The sequence below is a fragment of the Gilliamella sp. B3801 genome (assembly GCF_026536645.1).
Lineage (GTDB): Bacteria > Pseudomonadota > Gammaproteobacteria > Enterobacterales > Orbaceae > Gilliamella > Gilliamella apicola_I.
The window spans coordinates 60,189-83,723 of record NZ_JAFNNR010000001.1 but is presented as its reverse complement, the minus strand read 5'-3'; the positions used below and the strand labels follow the sequence as shown (position 1 = coordinate 83,723).

Here is a 23,535-nt window from a genome sequence, read left to right as displayed (position 1 = left end):
TAATCGTTAAAATGGTTTACCGTGGTGATCTAAATCAACTTATCGTAAGCAATAGAGTTATTTCAAAAATGTAATTTAGGTGAACGCTGAATCATTGATGATACTTTACACTTTCAATCAATGTTTGATAATGTTAATTTTATGATTACTTTATCGGGGAAAAGAGACTAATTGAGATCATCTATTGTCCAGACCAATTCAGCCGATGTTACAATTGATGAAAACAATCAAAAAAAAAGCGTAGAGGTAAACAATTAATAGAAGAAGTCCCCCAAAATGTCAATGAATATTAATTTATTACATTATTCGCAACCCCTAAGACTATTGATTATAAAGAGCATATCGGGTTTAATACTCTTCCTTCAGCTTGGATTTTAGAAGATAACTTAACATGAAAATCATATTAGCATCCACATCACTTTCACGAAAAAAAGTACTGGAAAAATTAGCCATTCCATTTGAGTGCGTGGCCCCTATTTGTGACGAAACTCCACTCCCAAGAGAATCTGCAAAACAATTAGTTGTGCGTTTAGCAAAGCTTAAAGCCCAATCATTAGTAGCTCAATACCCAAATAGCTTAATTATTGGTTCTGATCAAGTAGGCGTTTTAGATGATCACATTGTTTGTAAACCCCATACTGTCGAAAACGCCCGTATGCAATTAAGAAATAGCAGTGGTAAAGCGTTTTATTTCTATACTGGTATGACTGTTATCAATACCGTCAATGGACAATCCACCACAATTTGTGAACCTTTTAAAGTTACTTTTCGCCAGTTAACCGATGCTGAAATTGACGCATATATTTTAAAAGAGATGCCATTACAGTGTGCTGGTAGTTTCAAATGTGATGAGCTCGGCATTACTTTATTTGATAAATTAGAGGGTGAGGATATCAATTCGTTAGTGGGTTTACCCTTATTAAAATTGAATAAAATTATGATAACAATGGGATATAATCCGCTTTTGATCTCATAAGTCAGTGTTCACTAAGTAACACACTGACTTATCTTTATTCATCGGTCAATCGACCCGCTGACATTTTCATGATTTTTTGGCTATAACTTGCCACATCATTATCATGAGTGACAATTAATAACGCAGTACCTTGATGATGTATATCGGATAAAAGTTGCATAATATCGGCGGCGCTTTCGTCATCCAAATCACTTGTTGGTTCGTCTGCGATAATGATTTGAGGCTGGCAAATCAGTGAGCGTAAAATAGCAACACGTCGCATTTCACCGCCTGACATATTAGCAGGATAAGCATCTTGCAGATAACTGACCTTCGCCTTTTCAAGTAGGCTTTGTGCATAACTTAAACACTGTTGATTTTGGCGTTTGGTTAAATAAAAAGGTAAGCGAATATTTTCTAATACTGTTAAATTTGGCAATAAACTGCTACCTTGTGGAATGTAACCAATCTGTTGATTACGGAACGCAGACACTTGCTGATCATCCAGCTCAAATAAATTGGTCTTATTAAGTATGATTTTACCTTGAGTTGGCGTAAGTAAACCGGCAATCATGTTAAGTAAAGTTGTCTTACCACTGCCTGATTTCCCCATTATGCAAACAAACTCATCTTTATTCATTGTAAAACTTACGTTATTTACTGCTGAAAAAGTTTGCTTACCTCGTTGATAATCCTTGCGTAAATTTTTAATCTCCAACAACATTACTCACCCTCTCTTAATGTGCGATAAGTATCAAATTTAGTTATGGATAACGCAGAGTAGATACATGAAAATGGCCCTATAATTAAAGTAAGAATAAACACTATTGTGGCATAGATTAATGCATCTAACAGTGAAATGCTCATACATGGCAAACCAATAGACTGGCAAATCAATAAGCTAAACGCATATAACAACACCGCAGCAATGACAATTCCAGCGATAGCGCCTAATGCACTAATAATTAATGATTCACGTAGTAACATGCTGACAATATCACGACGTGAGGCGCCTAAAATACGCAGTAGTCCAATTTCTCGTTTACGCTCATTTAATGTCGAAGAAAAAATGATAAAGATCACCGCAATAGCCAGTATCCAGAAAGTAGCAGACAGACTATACACAATGGTCGAAAAGCTGTTTAAATATTTAGCTATATTGCTTAACATACCTTTAGTCATAACAAAGTCAATATTATAATTTATAGCATATTTGGGCATGATTTGATTGACGACATCTTTAGGTTGAGAATCGGGATCAACCTTGATAAAAATCGACGAGGCATAATTGGCAAAATGATCGACATCACCTTCAATTAATTTTGCTTCTTTCATTAAAGACTGTGCCGCTGACATGGTCATAAATACCGAGGTGTCAAACCCCATACCTGTTGAATCCATTTTTGCTGCCACTTTATAGGGATGATTATAAAACATAATTTCATCCCCAATATTTGATGTGATTTTTGCGCCGACCACGACTTCATTATCGTTTAATGGTTTAGTTAGCTGGGTTTGCAACCAAGGTTTTATAACAAAATCGCTATGTTGATCAAAACCAATTAATTGCACTTTAGAACTGCAACATCCAGCGTTTAGCGAAGCAATAAAAAGTTGCGGTGAAATGGACTGTATTCCTTTAATATTTTTGATTTTTTCCATTAAATCAACTTTCAAATAAAAGCTACTCGGTTCTCCACGCAATAATGCAACTTCAAGATTTTTTTCATAGCCATAAGGGACAATCAGGATATCCGCACCTAGACGATCGGCCATACCCGAAATCCCTAAACTCAGGTTTTTCATTAAGACACTACCACCAAACAACGTCGCCGAAAATAGCATGATAATGATAATTAAACTACAACTACGAAAAGGTCTACGCTGTATATTTCGCCATGCTAAATTAGCAATAGTTATTGGGGTTTCTTGCATGTTTTAAATCCATCTATCTACTATTTTTTAATATTCTTATAATTCACACTCAAATTTTTTTAACGATTTTATTCAAATAGAATACATTAATTAAAGACACCAAAAATAAAACACCAGATAGTAAAACTAAAGCTGGTTTAGCACCCATATTACAACGCATCATCTCGTTTGAGCATACCCCAATTAAAACAGTCGGAATGGCGATAGTCAAAAGTGAGATACAAGCTAACGCCATACTTAAACCAAGACGAACAAACATTGTCCGACTTAGTAACATTAATGTGCCAATGGCGATAATCAAAGCACCAATACCTAATTCGGCTCGGGCTGTCCAAAAGCACTTCATAATTTTACCAGCTCCTGTATGACTATGTCCGGTATTAGCAACCTGATTATGTATGTCGTTAGCCGTATTTATTAGGGTATCGGGATGTGGACAGACAGGTAAAATATACAACGGAAATAGGATAATCATCAATCCAAGAAACATAATAAATAGTGATAAAATTATTCGATTTTTCATATCATTGAAGCCTTATTAATTATTAATCACACGGGCAACTTTGCCATGCTCTAAAACAACCGTGGTTTGTGCATGTTTTGAAACTTCAACAGAATGTGTTACAACAATAATAGTGCTGCCCTCTTCATGTAGTTGATGAAGTAAGTTCATTACCATTGCTTCATTACTTTCATCTAAATTGCCAGTAGGTTCGTCAGCTAATATTAATTTTGGATAGTTAATTAAGGCTCGCGCGATACATACACGTTGTTGTTCACCACCAGACAACTGACGCGGTAAATGTTTAGCTCTTGCAGCCAACCCTACTCGTTCTAATGCCTGCAAAGCTTCGTTTTCGTCAACCATACTATGATAATATTGCGCTACCATCACGTTTTCGAGTGCCGTTAAATAAGAGACTAAATGAAACTGCTGAAATATTAATCCAATTTTATCTCGGCGAATTTCGGTTAATTGTGGTAATGAGAGTTGAGTAATATCCTGACCATCAAGAATTACTGACCCAAGTGAAGGTTTATCCATGCAACCAATAATATTCATCAACGTGGTTTTACCACTCCCCGACGGTCCCATTATAGACAACCATTTTCCTTCTTCCACGGTTAAATTCACTTCCGATAATGCATGCAGTGAACCATAAATTTTAGAGACATTATTAACTTCGAGTATATTCATACTTATTTCCTATTCGCCACGTAACACAAGCGCTGGCTCGACTTCAAGCGCACGTTTTACGGGAATTAAACACGCAATGACTGTCACAATAGCTGAAATAACAATTGTTGTTGGGATAAGATAAAACTCAATTACAATAGATCGACCAAATACATTAGTGCTTATCACCTGTGCAAAAATCAGTCCACACACCACGCCTATCACTCCACCGATTATGCCTAAGATTAACCCTTCAGCCAAAAACTCTTTAGCGATACTTTTGTTATTTGCACCAATGGCTTTTTTCAGTCCAATTTCTTTTCGACGCTCCATGACAACCGTCATCATAGTTGTCGCAACACATATCATGGTCAGTATTAGTACCACCAAAGTGACTAAATAAAGTAATGAAGACAGTTTACCCAATACGGAGGATTCAGATTGTGTTACCCATTTGATTAAATGAGGATCGACCGTTAAAGAGTTTGCTTTTATTTTATCAATATAGTGTTTTAACTCATCTTGTGTAGCTGTAATACTCACTTCTACCACTTCGGCTTTATCGCTATCTTTCAAAAATTTATCTAAATCATGTAAACCAATAAAAATATAACCGTCTTCAGTGCGTCCTGTTTTAACAATACCCGTAATTGTTAACTCTTCGTTATAGCGAGAATCTTGTTTGGTTTTTCCTAAAACCGGCATTGTGCTACCAATGGTTAATTTGGCAAAGTTTGCAATATCGGTACCGATTAAAATTTCATGGGAACGTTTAGGTAGTTCGCCTTCAATTTTCCAGTAAGGACTTGTTTTAATCACTTGTTCAAAATCCGTACCGACCATAATATAAGGCTGTTGGTTACTGCGAATAGATTCATAACGAAACGGGGTTACGCCAAGTAGTTTTTCTTTGGGTAATAAACTTACCGCTTGTGAGACATCTGCCATTGTCATCATTGATTGATTATCAGCAGGCAAGAACAACATATTGGCGCCATAGGAGCGAAACTCTTTTCCCATTTGGCGAGGAATATCATAACAAAGTGTTATCATACCAAGTAAAACTGTTGCCCCTATTGCCACACCAAGTAAAGCAATAAGAATACGTGAACGGCGACGAATAAGAGAGCTAAATATTGTTTTGATGATAAAGCGCTGATTTTTATTAATCATGATTTTGACCTTTCAATTACCGTCCATGTAAAACATCAGTTGGGCGTAAAAACATCATAAAACGCAATGCCGGTAAACTTCCCATAAACGTAATAAAACTCACCATAATCAATACCAATGGGATGATGAGCATTTTAGGCTCAATAAAAGAACCAAATACCGTGTGACCAATAATCTGTGCAAAGCCAAGACCGATAAAATAGCCGAAAATTCCGCCTAATAATGCAATAATAAAAATCTCGGTTAATACTAGCATTGCAACAGCTTTATTGGTTGCGCCAAGTGCCTTTAAAAGTCCGATTTCAGTACTCCGCTCAATGACATTAGCAGTCACTAAATTTGAAATAGCAAGTGCTGAACAAATTAACGATAGAACCGTTAATAAAAGCATTAATAACTGCGTTTTTTGTAAAATAGATCCCTCTGATTCGGCGACTTGCATAATGGCTTTTACTCGCACATCTGGCATCAACTCTTCTATTTGATAGGCGATCGAACTGATATATGCTGTACAATACCAAGTATCCCATTCTGCTCTTGATAAGCTATTAGGATCTTGCGCTGCTTTACGAGCCAATTCATTCTCTGGCGTTGTTAATGCACTCACTTCGACCCGTTCAACAAGCCCTTCTTTATTGGCTAAGTGTTGCGCAACAGGGAGAGAAACATACAGTTGAGAATCCTCAATTCCGCCACTATGAAAAATATTATTGATGGTCAATGTAATCGTATTTTTAGTGTGTGGCGAAATCAGTTCAATAGTATCGCCGATTTTTAAATTCCACTGTTTAGCGACTGTCTCGCCAACCATCACTCCTTGCAAGTTATCATCTTGCATGGCGCTTCCTTCAATCGTCCACCATGACTTCATCGCTAACATCCCCGTATCCACTTCATCGCCCGTTGGAATATTAAGATGCTTATTAAACCATGTTCCGACCAGAGTAATTGGTTTATCATTAAAGGTTGCTTGTGTGGTGAAATATGGGGCAAAATCAACAATATTATATGCCCAGAAAATCATTTTAATTTTGACTAAATCATCTTGCTTGATATATTGAATAGTGGCTTGATTTTCATCATTATCAATTTGATACAGTTCACTAACCAAAGCCGTTCCACGTGGCACAATGTTTAAATTAGCGCCATAGGCTTTAAGTTCTTGATTCACTTTATCACCTACATCAAACATGACATTCAACATGGCGGTTGCTAACGATACTCCTAAAGCAACGGTTAATGCTATCAAAAACAGCTTCTTTTTTTGACGAACTAATACGCTTAGTAACATTGTGCGAAACATATCTTCTTCCTTTGGGAAACCATTTACTTAAAGCGGCTTTTTTCTGCTTCAAGGTGAGCTGTACGAATTACCATGTTTCCGTCAATAATTTCATATTTAAGTGGAACCGGATTACAACCACCTGAAAATCCGATAGTGGCAATGTTCATAACGACATCACATAAAATACAAACCACTTGATTGCCACGCTGATAATAACCACTTGCACCACAAATATCACAAGCATCAAAGCCTACTCCATAAGCATTTTCACTCTTCTTGATAACGATAAAACGTACTAGCGTTCCATCGCTTGCTTGAAAACCATACCGATGCAAATTGCCGTCATTGACTTGAGTAAGTGGGATAACAACTAAACCCTCTTTATTTGCTGAAACCGGTTCAGCTGGCGTTAACTCTACCCCTTTTTCAAATATATAACGCGCACGTGTAACGGTATAAGCGGTCATTGCCATGCCAGCCATGAGTAATAACGAGGTTCTTCTATCTGTGCGTAGCTGTGCTTTAAGTTTTCGAATCTGAGCCGGATTACTTCCTACTAACGAAGCCGTTTTAGATTTTATATATAAAATAACCGTGAATAACAGCACAATTGCCATAAAAATAAATGTAAATAAATTGACATGTGCCAGAATAAAAATAACTAAATCCATCATCCATTTTTGTGTGGAGATAAAACGTCGGACAATTAAAATTTGAAGTAAATTAATGCTGTTTGCAATCGTGTATATCAGCAAGGATAAAACAGAAATGGTAATAACCCATTTAGTTGATAACCGTTCACATATTCGACACGTAAATTGACCAATTAATACCGCTAATAGCAACGCAAAACCATAACCAATCCATTTAAACAAATAATCATTATTAAAAATCGACTCCATTCCTACATCAAATTGGAAAGGATAAAGCATTAGATTAGGTAAGCACTGTGCCATTATTAATCCAATTGCCAATATGAATAAACCATTAAATATGCGGTTAAAAAATAACGCCGACGAGCGGACTTGAATAAGTATAATAATTAACAACGGGATAGTAATAACTAACCAACAAATAATGACACCAAGATCATAATATTCACGCACTGCAAATGCTGTGTTACGTTTTAAAATGGTATAAATTAATGCAACAATTGAGCCTAAAATAAAACCGACAACGATAAATGTTTTGATAGGACGGGGATTGAATTTAGTCAGTAGCGCACAAAGCAACGCTATCATAATTGCGGGAACAAAAGTATTATCAGTGACGTTGATAAGGTATTGAAGCATAATAATTGCCTAGCCATTACAATTTATTATTGACGAGTTTAAATCTCGTCAATAATAGAGTACTTTTTTAAAATTTTCTTATTGTTGCAAAACGAAAGTTACCAAGCTCGTGGGATATAATCAAAGTCCCAAGATACTTCAATAGGTTTGCTCCAGAAACGACCTTCTACGCCAGTTTCTTGATCTACATGTAATAAGTAACCTTGTTTTTCTGGATTTTCAATAGTGAAGGTAACTTTATATTTTCCAGCTCCATCAAGTTTAACATTATTACCATAGTGAGGACCGTCAGAAGCATTCATCGGCATGAAATTACCTTCGATTGTTTTATCACTACCTTGTTTTTGAATTTTATATTTTACGGTTAAGTAAGGAACAAAATCACCGACACCATATCCTAAATTATTATCAGCTGTAGCTGAAATGTCAGCTTCAAGGTGCATATCCGATTTTGATGCAGGTAGTCCTCCCATTCCAGCGGGTTCCATATCCACTGGTTGGAAATATACGGCACCGATATGCAAAGGCCCTACCGTCACTTCATCACCAATAGGAAACTCTTCAAACCCTTTTTCTTCACCAGGTGCTGGCGCTGATGCAGCATACGCAAACGAAGATATTGCAAGTATTGACGAAATTCCTGCGGTTAATAATATTTTTTTCATTTCAAACTCCTCTAATTTTAACTACTCTTTATTACGAAATAACTAAATTGCTATCGCTACCAATACTTGCTTTTTTTCTATTTTTTCCGTCTTTTGAGATACTTTGTTTTATAGTACGAAATGGAAAATGCAACGACTATCACCATGAATATTTGTGGGAGTAATGTTTCAACAGTTGGATATATTCCAAGCACTTCAATTGAGCGTACAAAATCAACGGGGGTTACATGGATAATATCAGCTTCTTGTAACTCTTTGACACCACCACCGGCAAAAGCAATAGCCATGATATACATTAATATACTCGTGCCAATAAAAAATGGTTTAAGAGGCAGTCTCATTGTTCCAAAACGAATGATAATAAAGATTATGGCTAATACTAGCGTTCCGATTGCTAGCCCATACCAAACCATGTCCATGTGTTCTTTACTTTCACTCAACATAGCTTGATAGAATAAGATTGTTTCTGCACCTTCGCGGAAAACCGCTAAAAAGGCAGCAAATCCTAATGCAATACTACTGCCTGAAGATATAGCACTTTTAACCTTACCTTCTACATAATTTTTCCAAGCTTCTGCTTCAGCTTTTGAAAACATCCAATTACTTATGAAAAATAAGACCACTGTCGCTAATAACATTGCGACACCTTCAATAATCTCTTGATTTGCCCCGCTAAGATTGACAATGGAATTAAGTGCAATTGCAGCAAGGACACTAGCAAAAACGGCGAAAAGTGAACTCATATAGACAACTTTGACCATTTGAATATTTCCTGAACGCACTAAGTAGGCCGAGATAGCAGCTATCACTAATATTGCTTCTAAACCTTCCCGGAAGATAATGATAAATGAAGCTAACAACACACTCCAACCGCTCTCTTTTTTGCCGTCTAATTCGTTAGCATCTTCATGAAGCATTTTCAAAATGACATCGATCTCGGCACGAACAGTTTTATTTGAAGCACCATCTGACATTAAACGCTTAATTTTTGCGAATTGATATTCAGTATCGGTTCCACGCTTACCCGAAATATAAGACATAACTGCGCGTTCAACACCGTGTTTTTCATAAAAACCAAAATAAGCATTATTAACGCGAGCTTTAGCCTTTTCAGGATCTTTCATAAAATAGAGATCATAGGCATCATTAAGAATGACATCCATTTCGTCAATAATCGCATTCCATGTTTCATATTTTTTTTCAGCTGCATAAGATGAAGAAACAAAAGCAACTACGCTAACAAAAAATAGCAATGTTAGCGTTAAATATTTTTTCACAGCCATAATCTCTTATTTTCCTAATAACATTAAACCTATTGGTTTATTGTCTGAAGGTAACTGCAATTCTTGACTAATAACGTCTGGTTTGATGGCATGAATATAACGTGCACTTAAATCCAAAGCCGCTGAAGCCAAGTAGACGTTTTGACTCATCGCACCTACAGCAATATTGCCAAAATTATTAGCTTTTTCTTCTTTGATATTATTAAATGCGGCTGAATCAGTAACGAAAATCAGCACATAATTAGCTCGTTTTACAAAATTTTGTAAACCAACATCGGCACGAATATCTTTATTGTTTATTTCTTTTAGATAGTGCCCTTCCCACTCATACAAAAAGGTTCCCTTTTCACTTGCAACATAGATTCTTACATAAGGTTGTTTACCCGTACCCATTGGAACAGTCCATCCTGTTGTTCCTCGATTCAAACCACTTGCAGCCCAAAGCACAGTAGAAAGTTCTTCATCCGAAATTTGTCCATTAGGAAAACCAGGACCAGGTGTTGATGACCGTTTTGTTAAACTTTCAAATAAACTCATGCCATCTTTTGTTTGAGGAGCAGGTAAAGTAATATCGGCATAACATAGAGAGATAGAAAATAATGATGAGAATAAAATGACAACTATTTTTCGCACAATATACTGCATAATTACCTCTGACATTTTTGTAATCTAATGGAGGTGCTATCTTATTGCTAATAATTCCAATTATCAATACAAACTATCATTTTTATCATTAAAGTAATAAGAAAATTAGCGATAATTTTTTAACGTATTGATTTGTAATCACCTATTTTTTAAAAAAACGTTAATACCTTTAATCCGATTAAATTACCTTTACTTAAATTTTTTTATAACTAACTTTAATCTTATTTATTACTGAAATGTTATAGACACTTTGTTATCATTTACACAATTTTTAATTCAAAATTAAATGCTTCTTCTCGAAATCTTTGTTTGCAGGCTAGGGACATTGATAAAAGTCCTTTTGAAAGGTAGATTTTTATTAGCAAATGCGTACAAGAATAGAAAAAATTTGCCACAAGTTGAATTTAATTCATTTGCTTCGTAAAATAGCAAAAATTTTATTTTTGGCTGATTATGCAACTTCATTTAGTCGTTAATACATTTGGTTCTGACCTGCAACGCCGTTACGGCGAAAAAATTTATAAACTGACTTTACATGGTGGTTTTAGTTGTCCTAATCGTGACGGAACTATCGGTGTTGGTGGTTGTACCTTTTGTAATGTCGCCTCGATCATTGATGAGTCCATTCAAGTAAAAACGATTTCACAGCAGCTTGCCCAACAAGCGCATCAGATGAAAAAATCCAAGCGCTATCTTGCCTATTTTCAAGCCTATACCAGCACTTATGCCGAAGTTGAAATACTCAAAAATATGTATGAAGAAGCACTCAATAGTGCGGATATTGTCGGTCTTTGTGTCGGTACTCGCCCAGATTGTGTGCCAGATGAAGCGCTGAATTTACTTGCCAGTTATCAAGCAAAAGGCTTCGAAGTTTGGCTTGAGCTTGGCTTACAAACGGCTCACGATAAAACGTTACACAATATTAATCGTGGACATACATTTGATGTCTATCATCAAACGGTGCAAAAGGCTCGTCGTCTTGGTATAAAAGTTTGTACTCACTTGATCATTGGTCTGCCTAAAGAAACCAAGCAGGATAATTTAATGACGCTTGATAAAGTGTTAAATAGTGGTGTAGATGGTTTAAAACTGCATCCGTTACATATCGTTGAAGGCAGTATTATGGCTAAAGTGTGGCGTGCAGGTCGGCTTGACATACTCTCTTTAGAGCAGTATGTCGATATTGCTGGCGATATTATTAGGCAAACACCAGCCCATATTTTGTATCACCGCATCTCTGCCAATGCTCGTAAACCTACCTTACTTGCCCCTGATTGGTGCGAAAATCACTGGCAATCAATGAATGCTGTAGACCAAAATTTAAGGAAATTTGGTGCTCAAGGTAGCGCGATTAACGACACATATCATTGTAAACAATCTAAAGATTCAATTGACAATTTAGGCAGTTAGCGGTTTAATTCCTAACAAAGATTTTAAAAAAACAACATAATTTAAGGATTCTATTTTTTAAGGATGAAAACATCAAGAGTTAACATTGCATCTAAAAGATTTGCAAGCGTTGTTAAAGTTAATATTCTTCCATTTATATACTGTATTTTTTTATTTTTTTTAATAAAGATTTTTTCAGCAGATAAATATGAATGGTTGGTCGATTCAGGCGTGTTCAATAATCTATGTCAATTACCAGTAGGTGGACGATTAACAACTGAACCCATCATTGTTTTAATTCCCTGCTTTCTTATTTTATTTTTACTCAAAAATAAAATGATCCGATACACATATATGTTAATTGTGCTTATCTATCTTTTGTGGTCTTTTTATTTGCGTTTCAATTGGTGCTAAAGGTAAAATTAAAAAGTCTGTTTAGATAATTTGTTTTTAACAGCCCCATTAAGGTTTAATTTTGCTAATAAAGCTTTGGAGTACAATTTTGTGAAAATTAGATCCTTTATGCTATTAAAAAGGATCTAAAACGGCATTAAGAATCAATATCAACGTTGATAGAATTGCCCACAACAATGCATGTTAACGTATTAGTATGAATTAAAATAAAAGTGTAAAGATCGTTAGATTGTGGAACCGAAATAAAGAATAACCAAAGCGAAATTACCGATTTAAAATCATTTAACATCGCTTTGGTTCATTAAGATTTAGGGGGATTTTCAATAAAAATGATTCAAATCTAAACTTTTGAATGATTGTCTAAACGTTCATTTATATCGCTGACAATTTTAGATAATGTTTCACGCTCTAAAAGAGAAATATCAATTTCACACTCTTTGTTATCATACTTAATGCATAATGTTTCATTAACACTACAAAATAATACTAATAATCCTAATGGCAGTAGTAAAATAGATAGAATGATTTGCCCAATATCCCCAAAATGTGAAAACAAATCGATAATTTCTTTTATTCCTAAACAGACTATTATTGCGCCGATCAATCCGCCTTTAAGGTTATATGTACGAGTAATGGAAAGAGAATGAATACTTTTTATTGGAATTTCTCTTTTTTTACCGGCAAGATTGGATAAAGGATTCTTGCTAAAAGAATTAGTTAATTCATCAATGTTGACAACATCATCATTAATTTCAATTTTAGTTTTCTGCCAAGGCGTTAGCAGTGATTGTTTGAATTGATGTACGACCATTTTTTTCCTTGTTATAATTTTTAGATAAAAATAAAGAGTTAACTTTATGGGCGCAGAATATTATCATTTAAAAATCATTCAAACAATAAAATTCATCATATTTTTAAATTAAAAGCGCAAGCAAAAAACGACCTATTTTTTCGCTAAAAACTAACGATAAAATCTATTTTTTGTACCTTGTCTAGCAACAAGTATATAATATGCCTTTCACACTTGAGGCAATGTGCATGCAACTCGCTTTTTGTATCTATAAATATTTTCCTTTTGGTGGTCTGCAACGTGATTTTTTGCAGATTGCTAATGCTTGCTTAGCTCGTGGACATAAAGTTCGTGTCTATGTGATGGACTGGCAAGGCGATAAACCTGTCAATTTTGATATCATCTTAGTACCCAAAAAAGGGCTTTCAAACCATCATCGAAACCAAAATTATTATTATTGGGTAAAAACACATTTACAAACGCATCCTGCTGATTGTGTTGTTGGTTTTAATAAAATGCCTAATTTGGATGTCTATTTTGCAGGCGATACTTGTTTTGCAGAAAAAGTGTCACATAAGGGCTTTTTTTATCAATTATTACCACGCTGTAAGCATTACTTGGCATTTGAAGATGCGGTATTTAATCCACATCACCACACACAAATAATGGCTCTTACTAAACAGCAAATACATGACTTTGAAAAGTATTATCACACCCAACCTTCACGTTTTTCATTACTACCACCTGGTATTGCACAAAATCGTCAATATAATTCTGATTCACCAATAAAACGTCAACTATTTAGACAAACCAATCAGATAAATCAGGATGATTTTGTCATAGTACAAATTGGTTCAGACTTTAAACGTAAAGGGGTTGACCGTACATTATATGCAATTGCTGCATTGCCTGAAGACTTAAAACAAAAATTGGTTTACTTAGTTGTAGGACAAGACAAAGCTGATGATTATCAAAAATTAGCTAAACAGCTTGGTATTTTACCGCGAGTTCGCTTTTTTTCGGGTCGTGATGATATTCCTGATTTTCTATTTTCAGCCGATTTACTGCTGCATCCGGCAAGACAAGAAGCCGCAGGTATGGTATTAGTTGAAGCATTAGCAGCAGGTGTACCGGTCATTGTATCTGGCATTTCAGGTTATGCCTATCATATCCACGATGCTAATGCTGGCGTTGTGCTTAACGAACCGTTTGTTCAATCTGAACTCAATCAAGCCGTCTATCATGCCATCACGGATAAACAACAATTGTTAACTTGGCATAATAATGCCATCCACTATGGCGAAACAGCGGATTTATATCATTTGGCTGAACGTGCCACAGACATTATTTTAGGTTGTAGACATTATGAATGAAATCAAACTTAAATCACCGTTCGATCAGATATGGAAAAATAAAGATCCATTTACTGAAGTTGAACTGATTTCGGGCACTATCTATCGAGCAGTTAGTCAACGAAAAACATTAAATTTTGAACAAGATGGACAATCATATTTTATTAAAATTCATCGTGGTACAACAATAAAAGAGATCTTAAAAAATCTGTTATCATTCAGATTGCCCGTTTTAGATGCCAAACAAGAATGGGATGCAATACATCGTTTAGAGCAAGTGGGTGTCAATACGATGGATGGACGCGCTTTTGGGCGTAAAGGTTTCAATCCTCTTACCCGTCACTCCTTTATTATTACCCATGATCTCAATCCTGCTATTAGTTTAGAAGATTTCACACAATCATGGGCGACAACACCGCCTAGTTATCACTTAAAGCGTTCATTAATTATTTATCTGGCAAAAATGATCGCCAATATGCATGCAGCAGGTGTTAATCATCGTGATTGTTATCTGTGCCATTTTTTACTTGATTTACCACTGTTTGAAAATCATCAACAAATAAAATTGTCGGTTATTGACTTACATCGAGCACAAATTCGTCAGCAAGTACCCACCCGCTGGCGTGATAAAGATCTGATTGGACTCTATTTTTCATCCCGCAATATTGGCTTAACAACGCGAGATATTTGGCTATTTTTAAAAGTTTATTTTAATAAGCCGTTAAAAACAATTTTACGAGATGAACACAAGTTGATTAGTCACACTCAACAAAAAGCAGAAAGAATTCGCAAACGTACGGAAAAATATCATCTTTAGCAATAAGGAGATACTATGTTTATTGAACAAATCGATATTGAAGGATTTCAAGGAATAAGCCGATTATCATTAAAATTAAATTCACAAGCCAGTGTTCTGATTGGTGAAAACCGTTGGGGACGTTCAAGCTTAATCCGTGCACTAACCCTTTTATCACTGGATAAAAAATTTTATCAATTTGTTGATTCCGATTTTTATCACGATAAACATGAAAATTATGGCAATAAAATTAGTATTACTGCAACTTATTGCGAATCTTATGAAAATGAGCTGAATAACCAAAGTCATCAAACTTTACAAGCTGTTGCTTATCAAATAGAACAAGATAATTTTAGACGAATTACTTATCAACTCACGGCTAATAAACACAATACAAATATTATTAGCCAACATAATTTAGTTGATTATCACAACAAGCGCTATACGCTTTCCGATCCAGATTCATTCATTGCAACCCTTATTGAACTTAATCCAGTAGTCGCCCTTAAAAATGCAACGAATACGCCTAACCTACCTGTCACCAATCAACCTTTATCAGAATATTTTATAGATCAACTTTCTAAACAGTTACACGAACACTCAGCACAGTTAAGTCAAAATGAATTGCAACAAGGCTTAAAAGCTGGACGTGCTTTATTAGAATACTATTTTGGCAATCCTGAACAACGTTATCAAAATGTCGCAAAGAAAAATAGCCCTCGTAGTGAAGATTGGAATTCACTTGAACGCATTAATAATATTTTAGATGAGCTTGATAATCGCTATTTACGGACAGCTTTGTTAGATATTTTCGGCTCTATTATGATTGCCAAAAGTGATAATCCTTTAACGCAAAACGCAGTACCAATTTTAATTTTAGAAGAGCCAGAAAGCCAACTTCATCCAATTATTCTATCAATTGGTTTCCGATTACTTAAAAATCTACCTACACAAAAAATCATCACCTCCAATTCAAGTGATCTCGTTTCTCTCTTTCCATTAGAAAATATTTATCGGTTGATTCGTCTACCTGATCAGATAGTGACAAAATATATTGCACCGAATTCATTGAGTGTTGATGATAACCGTCGAATCTTATTTCACGTTCTCTATCGACGGGCAAGTGCTATCTTTGCACGTTGCTGGCTATTAGTGGAGGGTGAAACGGAAGTCTGGTTACTACGAGAACTCGCAGAACAAAGCGGATATCATCTTAGTTCTGAAGGCGTGCAGTTACTGGAATTTGCTCAATGTGGTTTAAAACCATTAATTAAGTATGCCAATAAAATGGGGATTCACTGGTATGTCATTACCGACGGCGATATGGCAGGTAAAAAATATGCTGAAACGTTAAAATCTTTGTGTCCTTCGGATAAAGACCCGAATGAGTATTTAACTATTTTGCCCGCTCGAGACATCGAGAATTTTCTTTTTAAAAATGGTTTTAGCCATGTGTATAAATTAGCGGCCTATCATACTGTTGAATATATTGATTTTCCCGTCCATAAAATTATTCAAAAAGCGATCCATAATAGCTCAAAACCTGATTTAGCGATTGCAGTTTGTGATGATGCAAAATCAAGAGGAGTAAAATCGATTCCTCCTCTTTTAATTGACGCTTTTTCGAAAATAATTAAAGCCTCAAATAAGCTCGATCCAACATTATAGCCAGTTAAGTCCCTGTCATATTCCGCCGTAGTTATCGGCGGAAGTCGATACAACCTATTTTGCTATACGTTTGTATTTGGCACGTTTCGGCTCTAAGGCTTCTGCCCCTAAAGTCCGTTTTTTCCACTCTTCATATTCGGTAAAGTTACCTTCAAAGAACTCCACATGCCCTTCATCTTGGTAGTCTAAAATATGGGTTGCAATACGATCTAAGAACCAACGGTCATGCGAAATAACTAATGCACAGCCCGGAAACTCTAATAACGCATTTTCCAGTGCTCGCAGTGTTTCGACATCTAAGTCATTGGTTGGTTCATCGAGTAATAGTACATTACCACCAACTTGTAATAACTTAGCTAAATGCACCCGACCACGTTCACCACCAGACAACTCACCAACTCTTTTTTGCTGATCAACGCCTTTAAAATTAAAGCGACCAACATAGGCACGGCTTGGAATTTCGAAGTTACCAATACGCATAATATCTTGCCCATTTGAAATTTCATCCCAAACAGTCTTATTATCATCCATACTGTCACGGAATTGATCGACAGAGGCAAGTTGTACGGTATCACCTAATGTGATAGTTCCTGAATCTGGTTGTTCTTTACCCGATAGCATTCTAAATAGCGTCGATTTACCCGCACCATTTGGACCAATGATCCCAACAATCGCCCCTTTAGGAATACTAAATGACAGATTATCGATTAATACTCGATCACCATAGGATTTAGTTAAGTTTTGCACTTCGATAACTTTATCACCTAAACGTTGCCCAGGCGGAATAAAGAGTTCATTAGTTTCATTACGTTTTTGGTAATCGTTGCTATTAAGCTCTTCAAAACGGGCTAGACGGGCTTTGCTTTTTGCTTGGCGACCTTTTGGATTTTGGCGTACCCATTCAAGCTCTTTTTCAATCGATTTACGGCGAGCAGATTCGGTTGCCGCTTCTTGCGCTAATCGCTGATCTTTCTGTTCAAGCCAAGATGAGTAATTGCCTTCCCATGGAATACCTTCGCCACGGTCTAGCTCTAAAATCCAACCAGCAACATTGTCTAAGAAGTAACGGTCATGGGTTACAGCGACTACAGTGCCTTCATAGTCATGTAAAAAGCGTTCTAACCATGCTACAGATTCAGCATCTAAATGGTTAGTCGGTTCGTCAATTAATAACATGTCCGGTTTTTCCAGCAATAACTGGCAAATAGCAACACGGCGACGCTCACCACCCGATAAATTTTCGATTTTTGCATCCCAATCAGGCAGGCGTAGCGCATCGGCAGCTCGTTCTAATTGATTATCCAAATTATGCGCATCTTGCGATTGAATAATTGCTTCAAGTTCAGCTTGTTCTTTGGCTAATTTGTCAAAATCAGCATCTGGATCAGCATAAGCCGCATAAACTTCATCTAAACGAGCCAATGCTTTTTTGGCATCACCAACAGCTTGTTCAATTGCTTCACGTACAGTTTGCTTAGGATCAAGTTTAGGTTCTTGCGGTAAATAACCTATTTTTATGTCCGGCTGTGGACGAGCTTCACCTTCAATTTCGGTATCCACTCCTGCCATAATTCGTAGTAATGTCGATTTACCTGCCCCATTTAAGCCAAGAACACCAATTTTGGCACCAGGAAAAAAACTTAAAGAGATATCTTTTAAAATATAACGTTTAGGAGGAACAATCTTCCCAACACGATTCATGGTATAAACATATTGCGCCATAAAACATCATCCGTTTGTTAAATTAATCATAGCCAAGTTAATTTTACTTGCTATAAAAGTCATGCCGTATATTGTAACGATTCTGTCAATGGGGTCTAGGGTTATTTGTCGAATTGATTAGATTTATTCACTCTCTTTTATGTTTAACATGCAATATAATTGGTTTTATATATAATTAATAACCTATTAAATTGACAGTATGAGTGATAAAGACCATTTTAGGAGCAAGAATGAGTAACATCACAGTTAATTGCCATATTGATCGACAATATATTGTCGATACTTATTACGCGCTGCAAGATTGTTTGGATGATGAGTTTACACAAAAATTAGATGATTCAATTGCTGATAATATGCGTAATTTTACCTTCACCTTCGATAATGAAAAAATAGTGAGGCTAAATAACGATAAAAACGAAGCCAGTACTTTCTATTACTCTGATCTATATCAAATAAAAGAAACCACAACTGGGTTATTTTTTTTTAGTAATAAGATAATTTTTGAATTTGTTCGTTATGATCTGTTTCAACAGGATGAGTTACTGCTGCTAAAAGATTATCTGGCTCCTTATTTAAGCAAAAATCAACAACCCGAAATAGCAACGATAAATTATCAATTTGACTATCAACGATTATATGTTTTATTTCGTCATATATCTCGCAATCATTACAAAACTACGTTGACTTTATCTATTTTCTTTTCCGTTTTAGGTTTGTTGGCGGCAATTATAAAAAATTTGCCACTGTCTGTATTAGCTTTCATATTAGCTATTATTTTATTACCTACGATACTTAATTTTAGTCTTAAACAGCAAGCAAGAAAACAGGTTTTAACATTAAATGAACGCTTTCGCAGTATGACCTGTATTTTTTATAATGATCATATAGCATTCAATTACCAAAAAAGAGTAGAAAATTATTTTAATATTAACTATGCTGAATTTTTCAAAATCGAGAAAACACCAAAAGGTTATGCGTTTTTTATACAGCAAGATATGGGTTATTTCTTTTTTTATGAAGAGTTTTCTTTTAAACAACAACAAGTGCTGGAAGAGAAACTGAAACACTATAGCAATTATTCAGAGAAGTAATACCATACCCTTTTTACTCATCCCACCTAATACGAGGTGGGATGTTAATCAGATTATAAGAAGGTGAAGATTTGATCTTTCGGCAGACGTGATTTAGGACGATGCGCATTACCATCATCTTGAGCACGATAACCTAATGTTGCAACCACAATGCTTTTCAATCCTTTGTTTTTAAGATCTAAAATTTCATCCATTTTTGCAGAATCGTAACCCTCTATTGCAGTAGAATCCACACCAATTGCCGCAGCGGCAAAAAGCAATTGCCCTAACGCAATATAGGCTTGTTTACCTTCCCAACACTGTTGCGATTCAGGTGTCTTGCTGTTTAAATTTACAAAATAACGTCGACCCTGATCTTGAGACGCCTTTAATTCCGCCGAAGGCAAACGTCCGTCTTTCTCTTCTTGATTAAGGAGATTGACTAAATGGGCTTCATCCAACGGGGTTTTAATGCAAAAAACAATAGTATGTGATGAGCCGGTGACACGTGGTTGATTAAAATCAGCTATTGCTGGCAAAATTTTATTTTTAGTGGCTTCGTTATCAATAACATAAAAATGCCACGGTTGAGAGTTAACCGAAGATGGACTGTTTCTTAATACTGTTAAAAGTTGTTCAATCACCTCAGCCGGAATTTTTTTAGTTGGATCATAATGTTTTGTGGTATAACGTTTTTCTGAAATTTCAACTATGTTCATTTTAATGTCCTTAATTAATGATTTAAATAATTAATACCATAAGAAATAGTATAACCAGAATGATAAGACGCTCAATATATTATTTTGATAGGACGAACTTTGAAAATTAGTCGAGAATAATAGTTAGAATAAGGCATAGACAATTTTAGTTTAGAATATTTTTTATTCATTGACAAATAATCGTTGACACATTCATCAGCATTTGATAAAAATAACACCAATTTATTTTGTATAACTGTTGAATTTAGAGATTTTTATGTTTATTAACTTTTTAACTCACAACCTCAGCCTCCTCCTCGCATTGTCTTGCGCGGATAGCTTGTGTTTGGAGTAAAAGTTTTAAATATAAAATACTCGACAAATTAACAAGAACCCGCGCTAAAGTGCGGGTTTTTTGTTTTATAACGCTAAACACCGAGATAGCGCAAATAAGAAAAGGAAAAAAACAATGAGCAACCAAGTCATTATTTTTGATACAACATTACGTGATGGCGAACAGGCATTACAAGCAAGTCTAAGTGTAAAAGAAAAATTGCAAATTGCATTAGCTTTAGAACGAATGCGAGTTGATGTTATGGAGGTTGGTTTTCCTGTTTCATCTCCCGGTGATTTTGAATCGGTACAAACCATTGCAAAAACCATCAAAGATAGTCGGGTTTGTGCGCTATCACGCTGTATTGATAAGGATATTGATGTTGCCGCTGAAGCATTGAAAGTTGCGGATCAGTTTCGCATTCATACCTTTATGGCAACATCGACGTTACATGTACAAGATAAATTAAAAATGACATTTGATGATGTCGTTGACAGGGCTGTGCACTGCATTAAGCGTGCACGTAATTATACTAATGATGTGGAGTTTTCTTGTGAAGATGCAGGTCGTACCCCAATTGATAACTTATGTCGGATCGTTGAAGCGGCAATTAAAGCCGGGGCAACGACGATCAATATCCCAGATACTGTCGGTTATACTGTTCCTTATCAATTTGGTGGCATTATTCGTACCTTATTTGAACGTGTCCCGAACATTGATAAAGCGATTATCTCTGTTCATTGTCATGATGACTTGGGTATGTCGGTGGCTAACTCGATTAGCGCGATTCAAGAAGGTGCTCGGCAAATTGAAGGGGCGATGAATGGTTTAGGTGAACGAGCAGGAAACACCGCTTTGGAAGAAGTGATTATGGCGATCAAAGTTCGTCAAAATATCCTAAATGTTCATACTAACATCAATCATCAAGAAATTTATCGTACCAGTCAAATTGTCAGTCAAATTACCAATATGCCAATACCGGCGAATAAAGCCGTTATTGGCAGTAATGCTTTTGCGCACTCATCCGGTATTCATCAAGATGGTATTCTAAAAAACCGAGAAACCTACGAAATCATGACCCCAGAATCAATTGGGTTAAATCAAGTTCAATTAAATCTTACCTCACGATCAGGGCGTGCAGCCGTTAAACATCGATTAGAAGAATTAGGCTACCATGATACAGACTATAATTTAGATCAAGTTTATGAAGCTTTTCTTGAATTGGCAGACAAAAAAGGACAAGTTTTTGATTATGATCTTGAAGCATTAATATTCATTAATCAATTGAAAGATGAACAAGATCATTACAAATTAGATTACTTTAATGTTCAATCAGGTTCCACGGTCGTATCGACTGCATCAGTAAGCTTAATTATTGGTGATCAAAAATTCTCTGATGCAGCAACTGGTAATGGCCCCGTCGATGCCGTTTATCAAGCAATAAATCGTATTACTGGCGAACCTATTTCAATTGTTAAATATCAATTGGCATCAAAAGGTCAAGGCGAAAATGCGCTAGGTCAGGTTGATATTGTTGCTGAATATAAAGGTCGAAAATTTCACGGCGTTGGGCTAGCTACCGATATTGTGCATTCGTCAGCTTTAGCATTGATAAATGTCTTGAATAATGTTTATCGAGCAAACCAAGTTGCCGAGGAAAAACAAAAATTACATCATGATTGAGAACGAATCTTGTTTTGTTCATCAGGAACAAAATAACCAATTTTAATGAGATTGTTAAGGAATAAAAACATGTCACAAAATTACCATATTGCAGTATTACCTGGGGATGGAATTGGGCCAGAAGTCATGAAACAAGCCTATAAAGTGCTTGATATTATCCGTCAAAAATATCAACTTTCTATTACCACAAGTGAATACGATGTGGGTGGCGCAGCGATTGATATTCATGGCTGTCCACTACCTAATGACACACTGGAAGGTTGTGAAAAAGCCGATGCCATATTGTTTGGATCTGTTGGCGGGCCTAAATGGACACATTTACCCCCTGATCAACAGCCAGAACGTGGTGCATTATTACCACTACGTAAACATTTCAAATTATTTGCTAATATGCGACCAGCAAGTCTTTATCAAGGTTTAGAAGAACTTTGTCCTTTACGTGAAGACATTGCTAAACGTGGCTTTGATATTTTATGTATGCGGGAATTAACTGGCGGAATCTATTTTGGTTTACCCAAAGGACGTGAAGGCACAGGTGCCCAAGAAAGAGCTTATGATACCGAAGTCTATCATCGATTTGAAATTGAACGTATCGCAAAAATGGCTTTTGAAGCAGCTAAAATTAGACGTAAAAAAGTCACCTCGGTAGATAAAGCCAATGTTTTACAAACATCAATATTATGGCGAGAAGTTGTCACTGAAATTGCTAAAGATTATCCCGATGTCACGCTTGAACATATGTATATTGATAATGCCACTATGCAACTGGTGAAAGACCCTTCACAATTTGACGTGATTTTATGTTCAAACCTATTTGGCGACATTTTATCGGATGAATGTGCCATGATAACCGGTTCAATGGGAATGCTACCTTCTGCGAGTCTAAATGAGCAAGGTTTTGGGTTATATGAACCTGCTGGTGGTAGTGCGCCCGATATAGCAGGAAAAAATATTGCCAATCCAGCCGCCCAAATACTCTCTTTAGCATTATTAGTCCGTTATAGCTTAAAACGTGATGATATTGCTAAAGCAATTGAAAATGCAGTTAATCAAGCGCTGGAACAAGGCATCAGAACAATTGATTTAGCTCGAGGCGGTCAGTATGTTTCAACCGATGAAATGGGCGATGCTATCTGCCGTTTTATCTAACAAAATTTAATATGCTTAAGTTGAAAAAATTCGGTTAATCTTCAGGATAACAATAAAGGA

Annotated in this window: 22 protein-coding genes; 9 read left to right on the top strand and 13 right to left on the bottom strand. The window is 35.9% G+C overall.

All coding sequences use genetic code 11. The annotated features are described in order from the left end of the window. Positions 1-391 precede the first annotated feature (391 nt). Positions 392-976 carry a Maf family protein gene (locus J3U14_RS00280; protein WP_267351677.1) on the top strand — a complete coding sequence of 195 codons (585 nt, stop codon included), beginning with the start codon at positions 392-394 and terminating at the stop codon, positions 974-976. Positions 977-1,010: 34 nt separating this feature from the next. Here J3U14_RS00280 and J3U14_RS00275 read toward each other — a convergent pair whose 3' ends face one another. The 10 genes from J3U14_RS00275 to J3U14_RS00230 all read right to left on the bottom strand — a co-directional run bounded on the left by J3U14_RS00275 (position 1,011) and on the right by J3U14_RS00230 (position 10,410). Further along, a complete protein-coding gene (locus J3U14_RS00275; RefSeq protein ID WP_267351679.1) occupies positions 1,011-1,679 on the bottom strand; it encodes an ABC transporter ATP-binding protein in 669 nt (222 codons plus the stop codon). Next, a complete protein-coding gene (locus J3U14_RS00270) occupies positions 1,679-2,890 on the bottom strand; it encodes an ABC transporter permease (protein WP_267351680.1) in 1,212 nt (403 codons plus the stop codon). The genes J3U14_RS00275 and J3U14_RS00270 overlap by 1 nt, the downstream gene beginning before the upstream one ends. A gap of 49 nt (positions 2,891-2,939) precedes the next feature. Further along, entirely contained in the window at positions 2,940-3,413 is a 474-nt protein-coding gene (locus tag J3U14_RS00265; RefSeq protein WP_267351682.1) for a DUF4418 family protein, read from the bottom strand. A gap of 15 nt (positions 3,414-3,428) precedes the next feature. Then, entirely contained in the window at positions 3,429-4,088 is a 660-nt protein-coding gene (locus J3U14_RS00260; protein WP_267351683.1) for an ABC transporter ATP-binding protein, read from the bottom strand. A gap of 9 nt (positions 4,089-4,097) precedes the next feature. Then, complete coding sequence (locus J3U14_RS00255) at positions 4,098-5,240, bottom strand: ABC transporter permease (RefSeq protein ID WP_267351685.1); 1,143 nt, start codon at positions 5,238-5,240, stop codon at positions 4,098-4,100. A gap of 16 nt (positions 5,241-5,256) precedes the next feature. Next, complete coding sequence (locus tag J3U14_RS00250) at positions 5,257-6,543, bottom strand: ABC transporter permease (protein ID WP_267351686.1); 1,287 nt, start codon at positions 6,541-6,543, stop codon at positions 5,257-5,259. A gap of 23 nt (positions 6,544-6,566) precedes the next feature. Beyond that, positions 6,567-7,817 carry a Fe-S-containing protein gene (locus tag J3U14_RS00245; RefSeq protein WP_267351688.1) on the bottom strand — a complete coding sequence of 417 codons (1,251 nt, stop codon included), beginning with the start codon at positions 7,815-7,817 and terminating at the stop codon, positions 6,567-6,569. Positions 7,818-7,915: 98 nt separating this feature from the next. Continuing rightward, positions 7,916-8,482: an iron transporter gene (locus J3U14_RS00240; RefSeq protein WP_267351689.1), complete on the bottom strand. Its 567-nt coding sequence runs from the start codon at positions 8,480-8,482 to the stop codon at positions 7,916-7,918. Between the two features lie 77 nt (positions 8,483-8,559). Next, positions 8,560-9,765, bottom strand: a complete 1,206-nt coding sequence (locus tag J3U14_RS00235) for an FTR1 family iron permease (RefSeq protein ID WP_267351691.1) — start codon at positions 9,763-9,765, stop codon at positions 8,560-8,562. 6 nt (positions 9,766-9,771) lie between these two features. Then, a complete protein-coding gene (locus J3U14_RS00230) occupies positions 9,772-10,410 on the bottom strand; it encodes a nitroreductase family protein (RefSeq protein ID WP_065559077.1) in 639 nt (212 codons plus the stop codon). Positions 10,411-10,863: 453 nt separating this feature from the next. On the opposite strand from J3U14_RS00230, the gene J3U14_RS00225 reads away from it, so the two are divergent. Together J3U14_RS00225 and J3U14_RS11675 are read left to right on the top strand one after the other, a co-directional pair. Then, positions 10,864-11,820: a TIGR01212 family radical SAM protein gene (locus tag J3U14_RS00225; protein WP_267351695.1), complete on the top strand. Its 957-nt coding sequence runs from the start codon at positions 10,864-10,866 to the stop codon at positions 11,818-11,820. Between the two features lie 63 nt (positions 11,821-11,883). After that, the gene (locus tag J3U14_RS11675) at positions 11,884-12,213 is read left to right on the top strand and encodes a DUF2645 family protein (protein WP_411596944.1); all 330 of its coding nucleotides are present in this window, start codon (positions 11,884-11,886) and stop codon (positions 12,211-12,213) included. Between the two features lie 340 nt (positions 12,214-12,553). On the opposite strand, the gene J3U14_RS00220 is transcribed toward J3U14_RS11675, so the two are convergent. Next, positions 12,554-13,024, bottom strand: coding sequence for a hypothetical protein (locus J3U14_RS00220; protein WP_267351697.1), 471 nt, complete (start codon positions 13,022-13,024; stop codon positions 12,554-12,556). Between the two features lie 227 nt (positions 13,025-13,251). Between J3U14_RS00220 and J3U14_RS00215 the strand changes: the two genes are divergently transcribed. From J3U14_RS00215 to J3U14_RS00205, 3 genes are read left to right on the top strand one after another with little or no spacing between them, the layout of a single operon-like run. Continuing rightward, on the top strand, positions 13,252-14,376 hold the full coding sequence (locus tag J3U14_RS00215; RefSeq protein ID WP_267351698.1) for a glycosyltransferase family 4 protein: 1,125 nt from the start codon (positions 13,252-13,254) through the stop codon (positions 14,374-14,376). Next, positions 14,369-15,172 (top strand): lipopolysaccharide core heptose(I) kinase RfaP, encoded by an 804-nt coding sequence (gene rfaP / locus J3U14_RS00210; RefSeq protein WP_267351700.1) that lies wholly within the window; start codon positions 14,369-14,371, stop codon positions 15,170-15,172. The genes J3U14_RS00215 and rfaP overlap by 8 nt, the downstream gene beginning before the upstream one ends. A gap of 15 nt (positions 15,173-15,187) precedes the next feature. Beyond that, positions 15,188-16,819, top strand: coding sequence for a DUF2813 domain-containing protein (locus J3U14_RS00205; RefSeq protein WP_267351702.1), 1,632 nt, complete (start codon positions 15,188-15,190; stop codon positions 16,817-16,819). A 54-nt stretch (positions 16,820-16,873) separates the two neighbouring features. On the opposite strand, the gene ettA is transcribed toward J3U14_RS00205, so the two are convergent. Beyond that, on the bottom strand, positions 16,874-18,541 hold the full coding sequence (gene ettA / locus J3U14_RS00200) for an energy-dependent translational throttle protein EttA (RefSeq protein ID WP_267351704.1): 1,668 nt from the start codon (positions 18,539-18,541) through the stop codon (positions 16,874-16,876). Between the two features lie 230 nt (positions 18,542-18,771). Between ettA and J3U14_RS00195 the strand changes: the two genes are divergently transcribed. Beyond that, positions 18,772-19,632 carry a hypothetical protein gene (locus J3U14_RS00195; RefSeq protein ID WP_267351706.1) on the top strand — a complete coding sequence of 287 codons (861 nt, stop codon included), beginning with the start codon at positions 18,772-18,774 and terminating at the stop codon, positions 19,630-19,632. A gap of 53 nt (positions 19,633-19,685) precedes the next feature. Here the strand turns inward: J3U14_RS00195 and nfsB are convergent, their stop codons facing one another. After that, a complete protein-coding gene (nfsB, locus tag J3U14_RS00190) occupies positions 19,686-20,330 on the bottom strand; it encodes an oxygen-insensitive NAD(P)H nitroreductase (RefSeq protein ID WP_267351708.1) in 645 nt (214 codons plus the stop codon). A 448-nt stretch (positions 20,331-20,778) separates the two neighbouring features. Between nfsB and leuA the strand changes: the two genes are divergently transcribed. Together leuA and leuB are read left to right on the top strand one after the other, a co-directional pair. Then, positions 20,779-22,326, top strand: a complete 1,548-nt coding sequence (gene leuA / locus J3U14_RS00185; RefSeq protein WP_267351710.1) for a 2-isopropylmalate synthase — start codon at positions 20,779-20,781, stop codon at positions 22,324-22,326. Positions 22,327-22,395: 69 nt separating this feature from the next. Further along, positions 22,396-23,475: a 3-isopropylmalate dehydrogenase gene (gene leuB, locus J3U14_RS00180; protein WP_267351712.1), complete on the top strand. Its 1,080-nt coding sequence runs from the start codon at positions 22,396-22,398 to the stop codon at positions 23,473-23,475. Positions 23,476-23,535 lie beyond the last annotated feature (60 nt).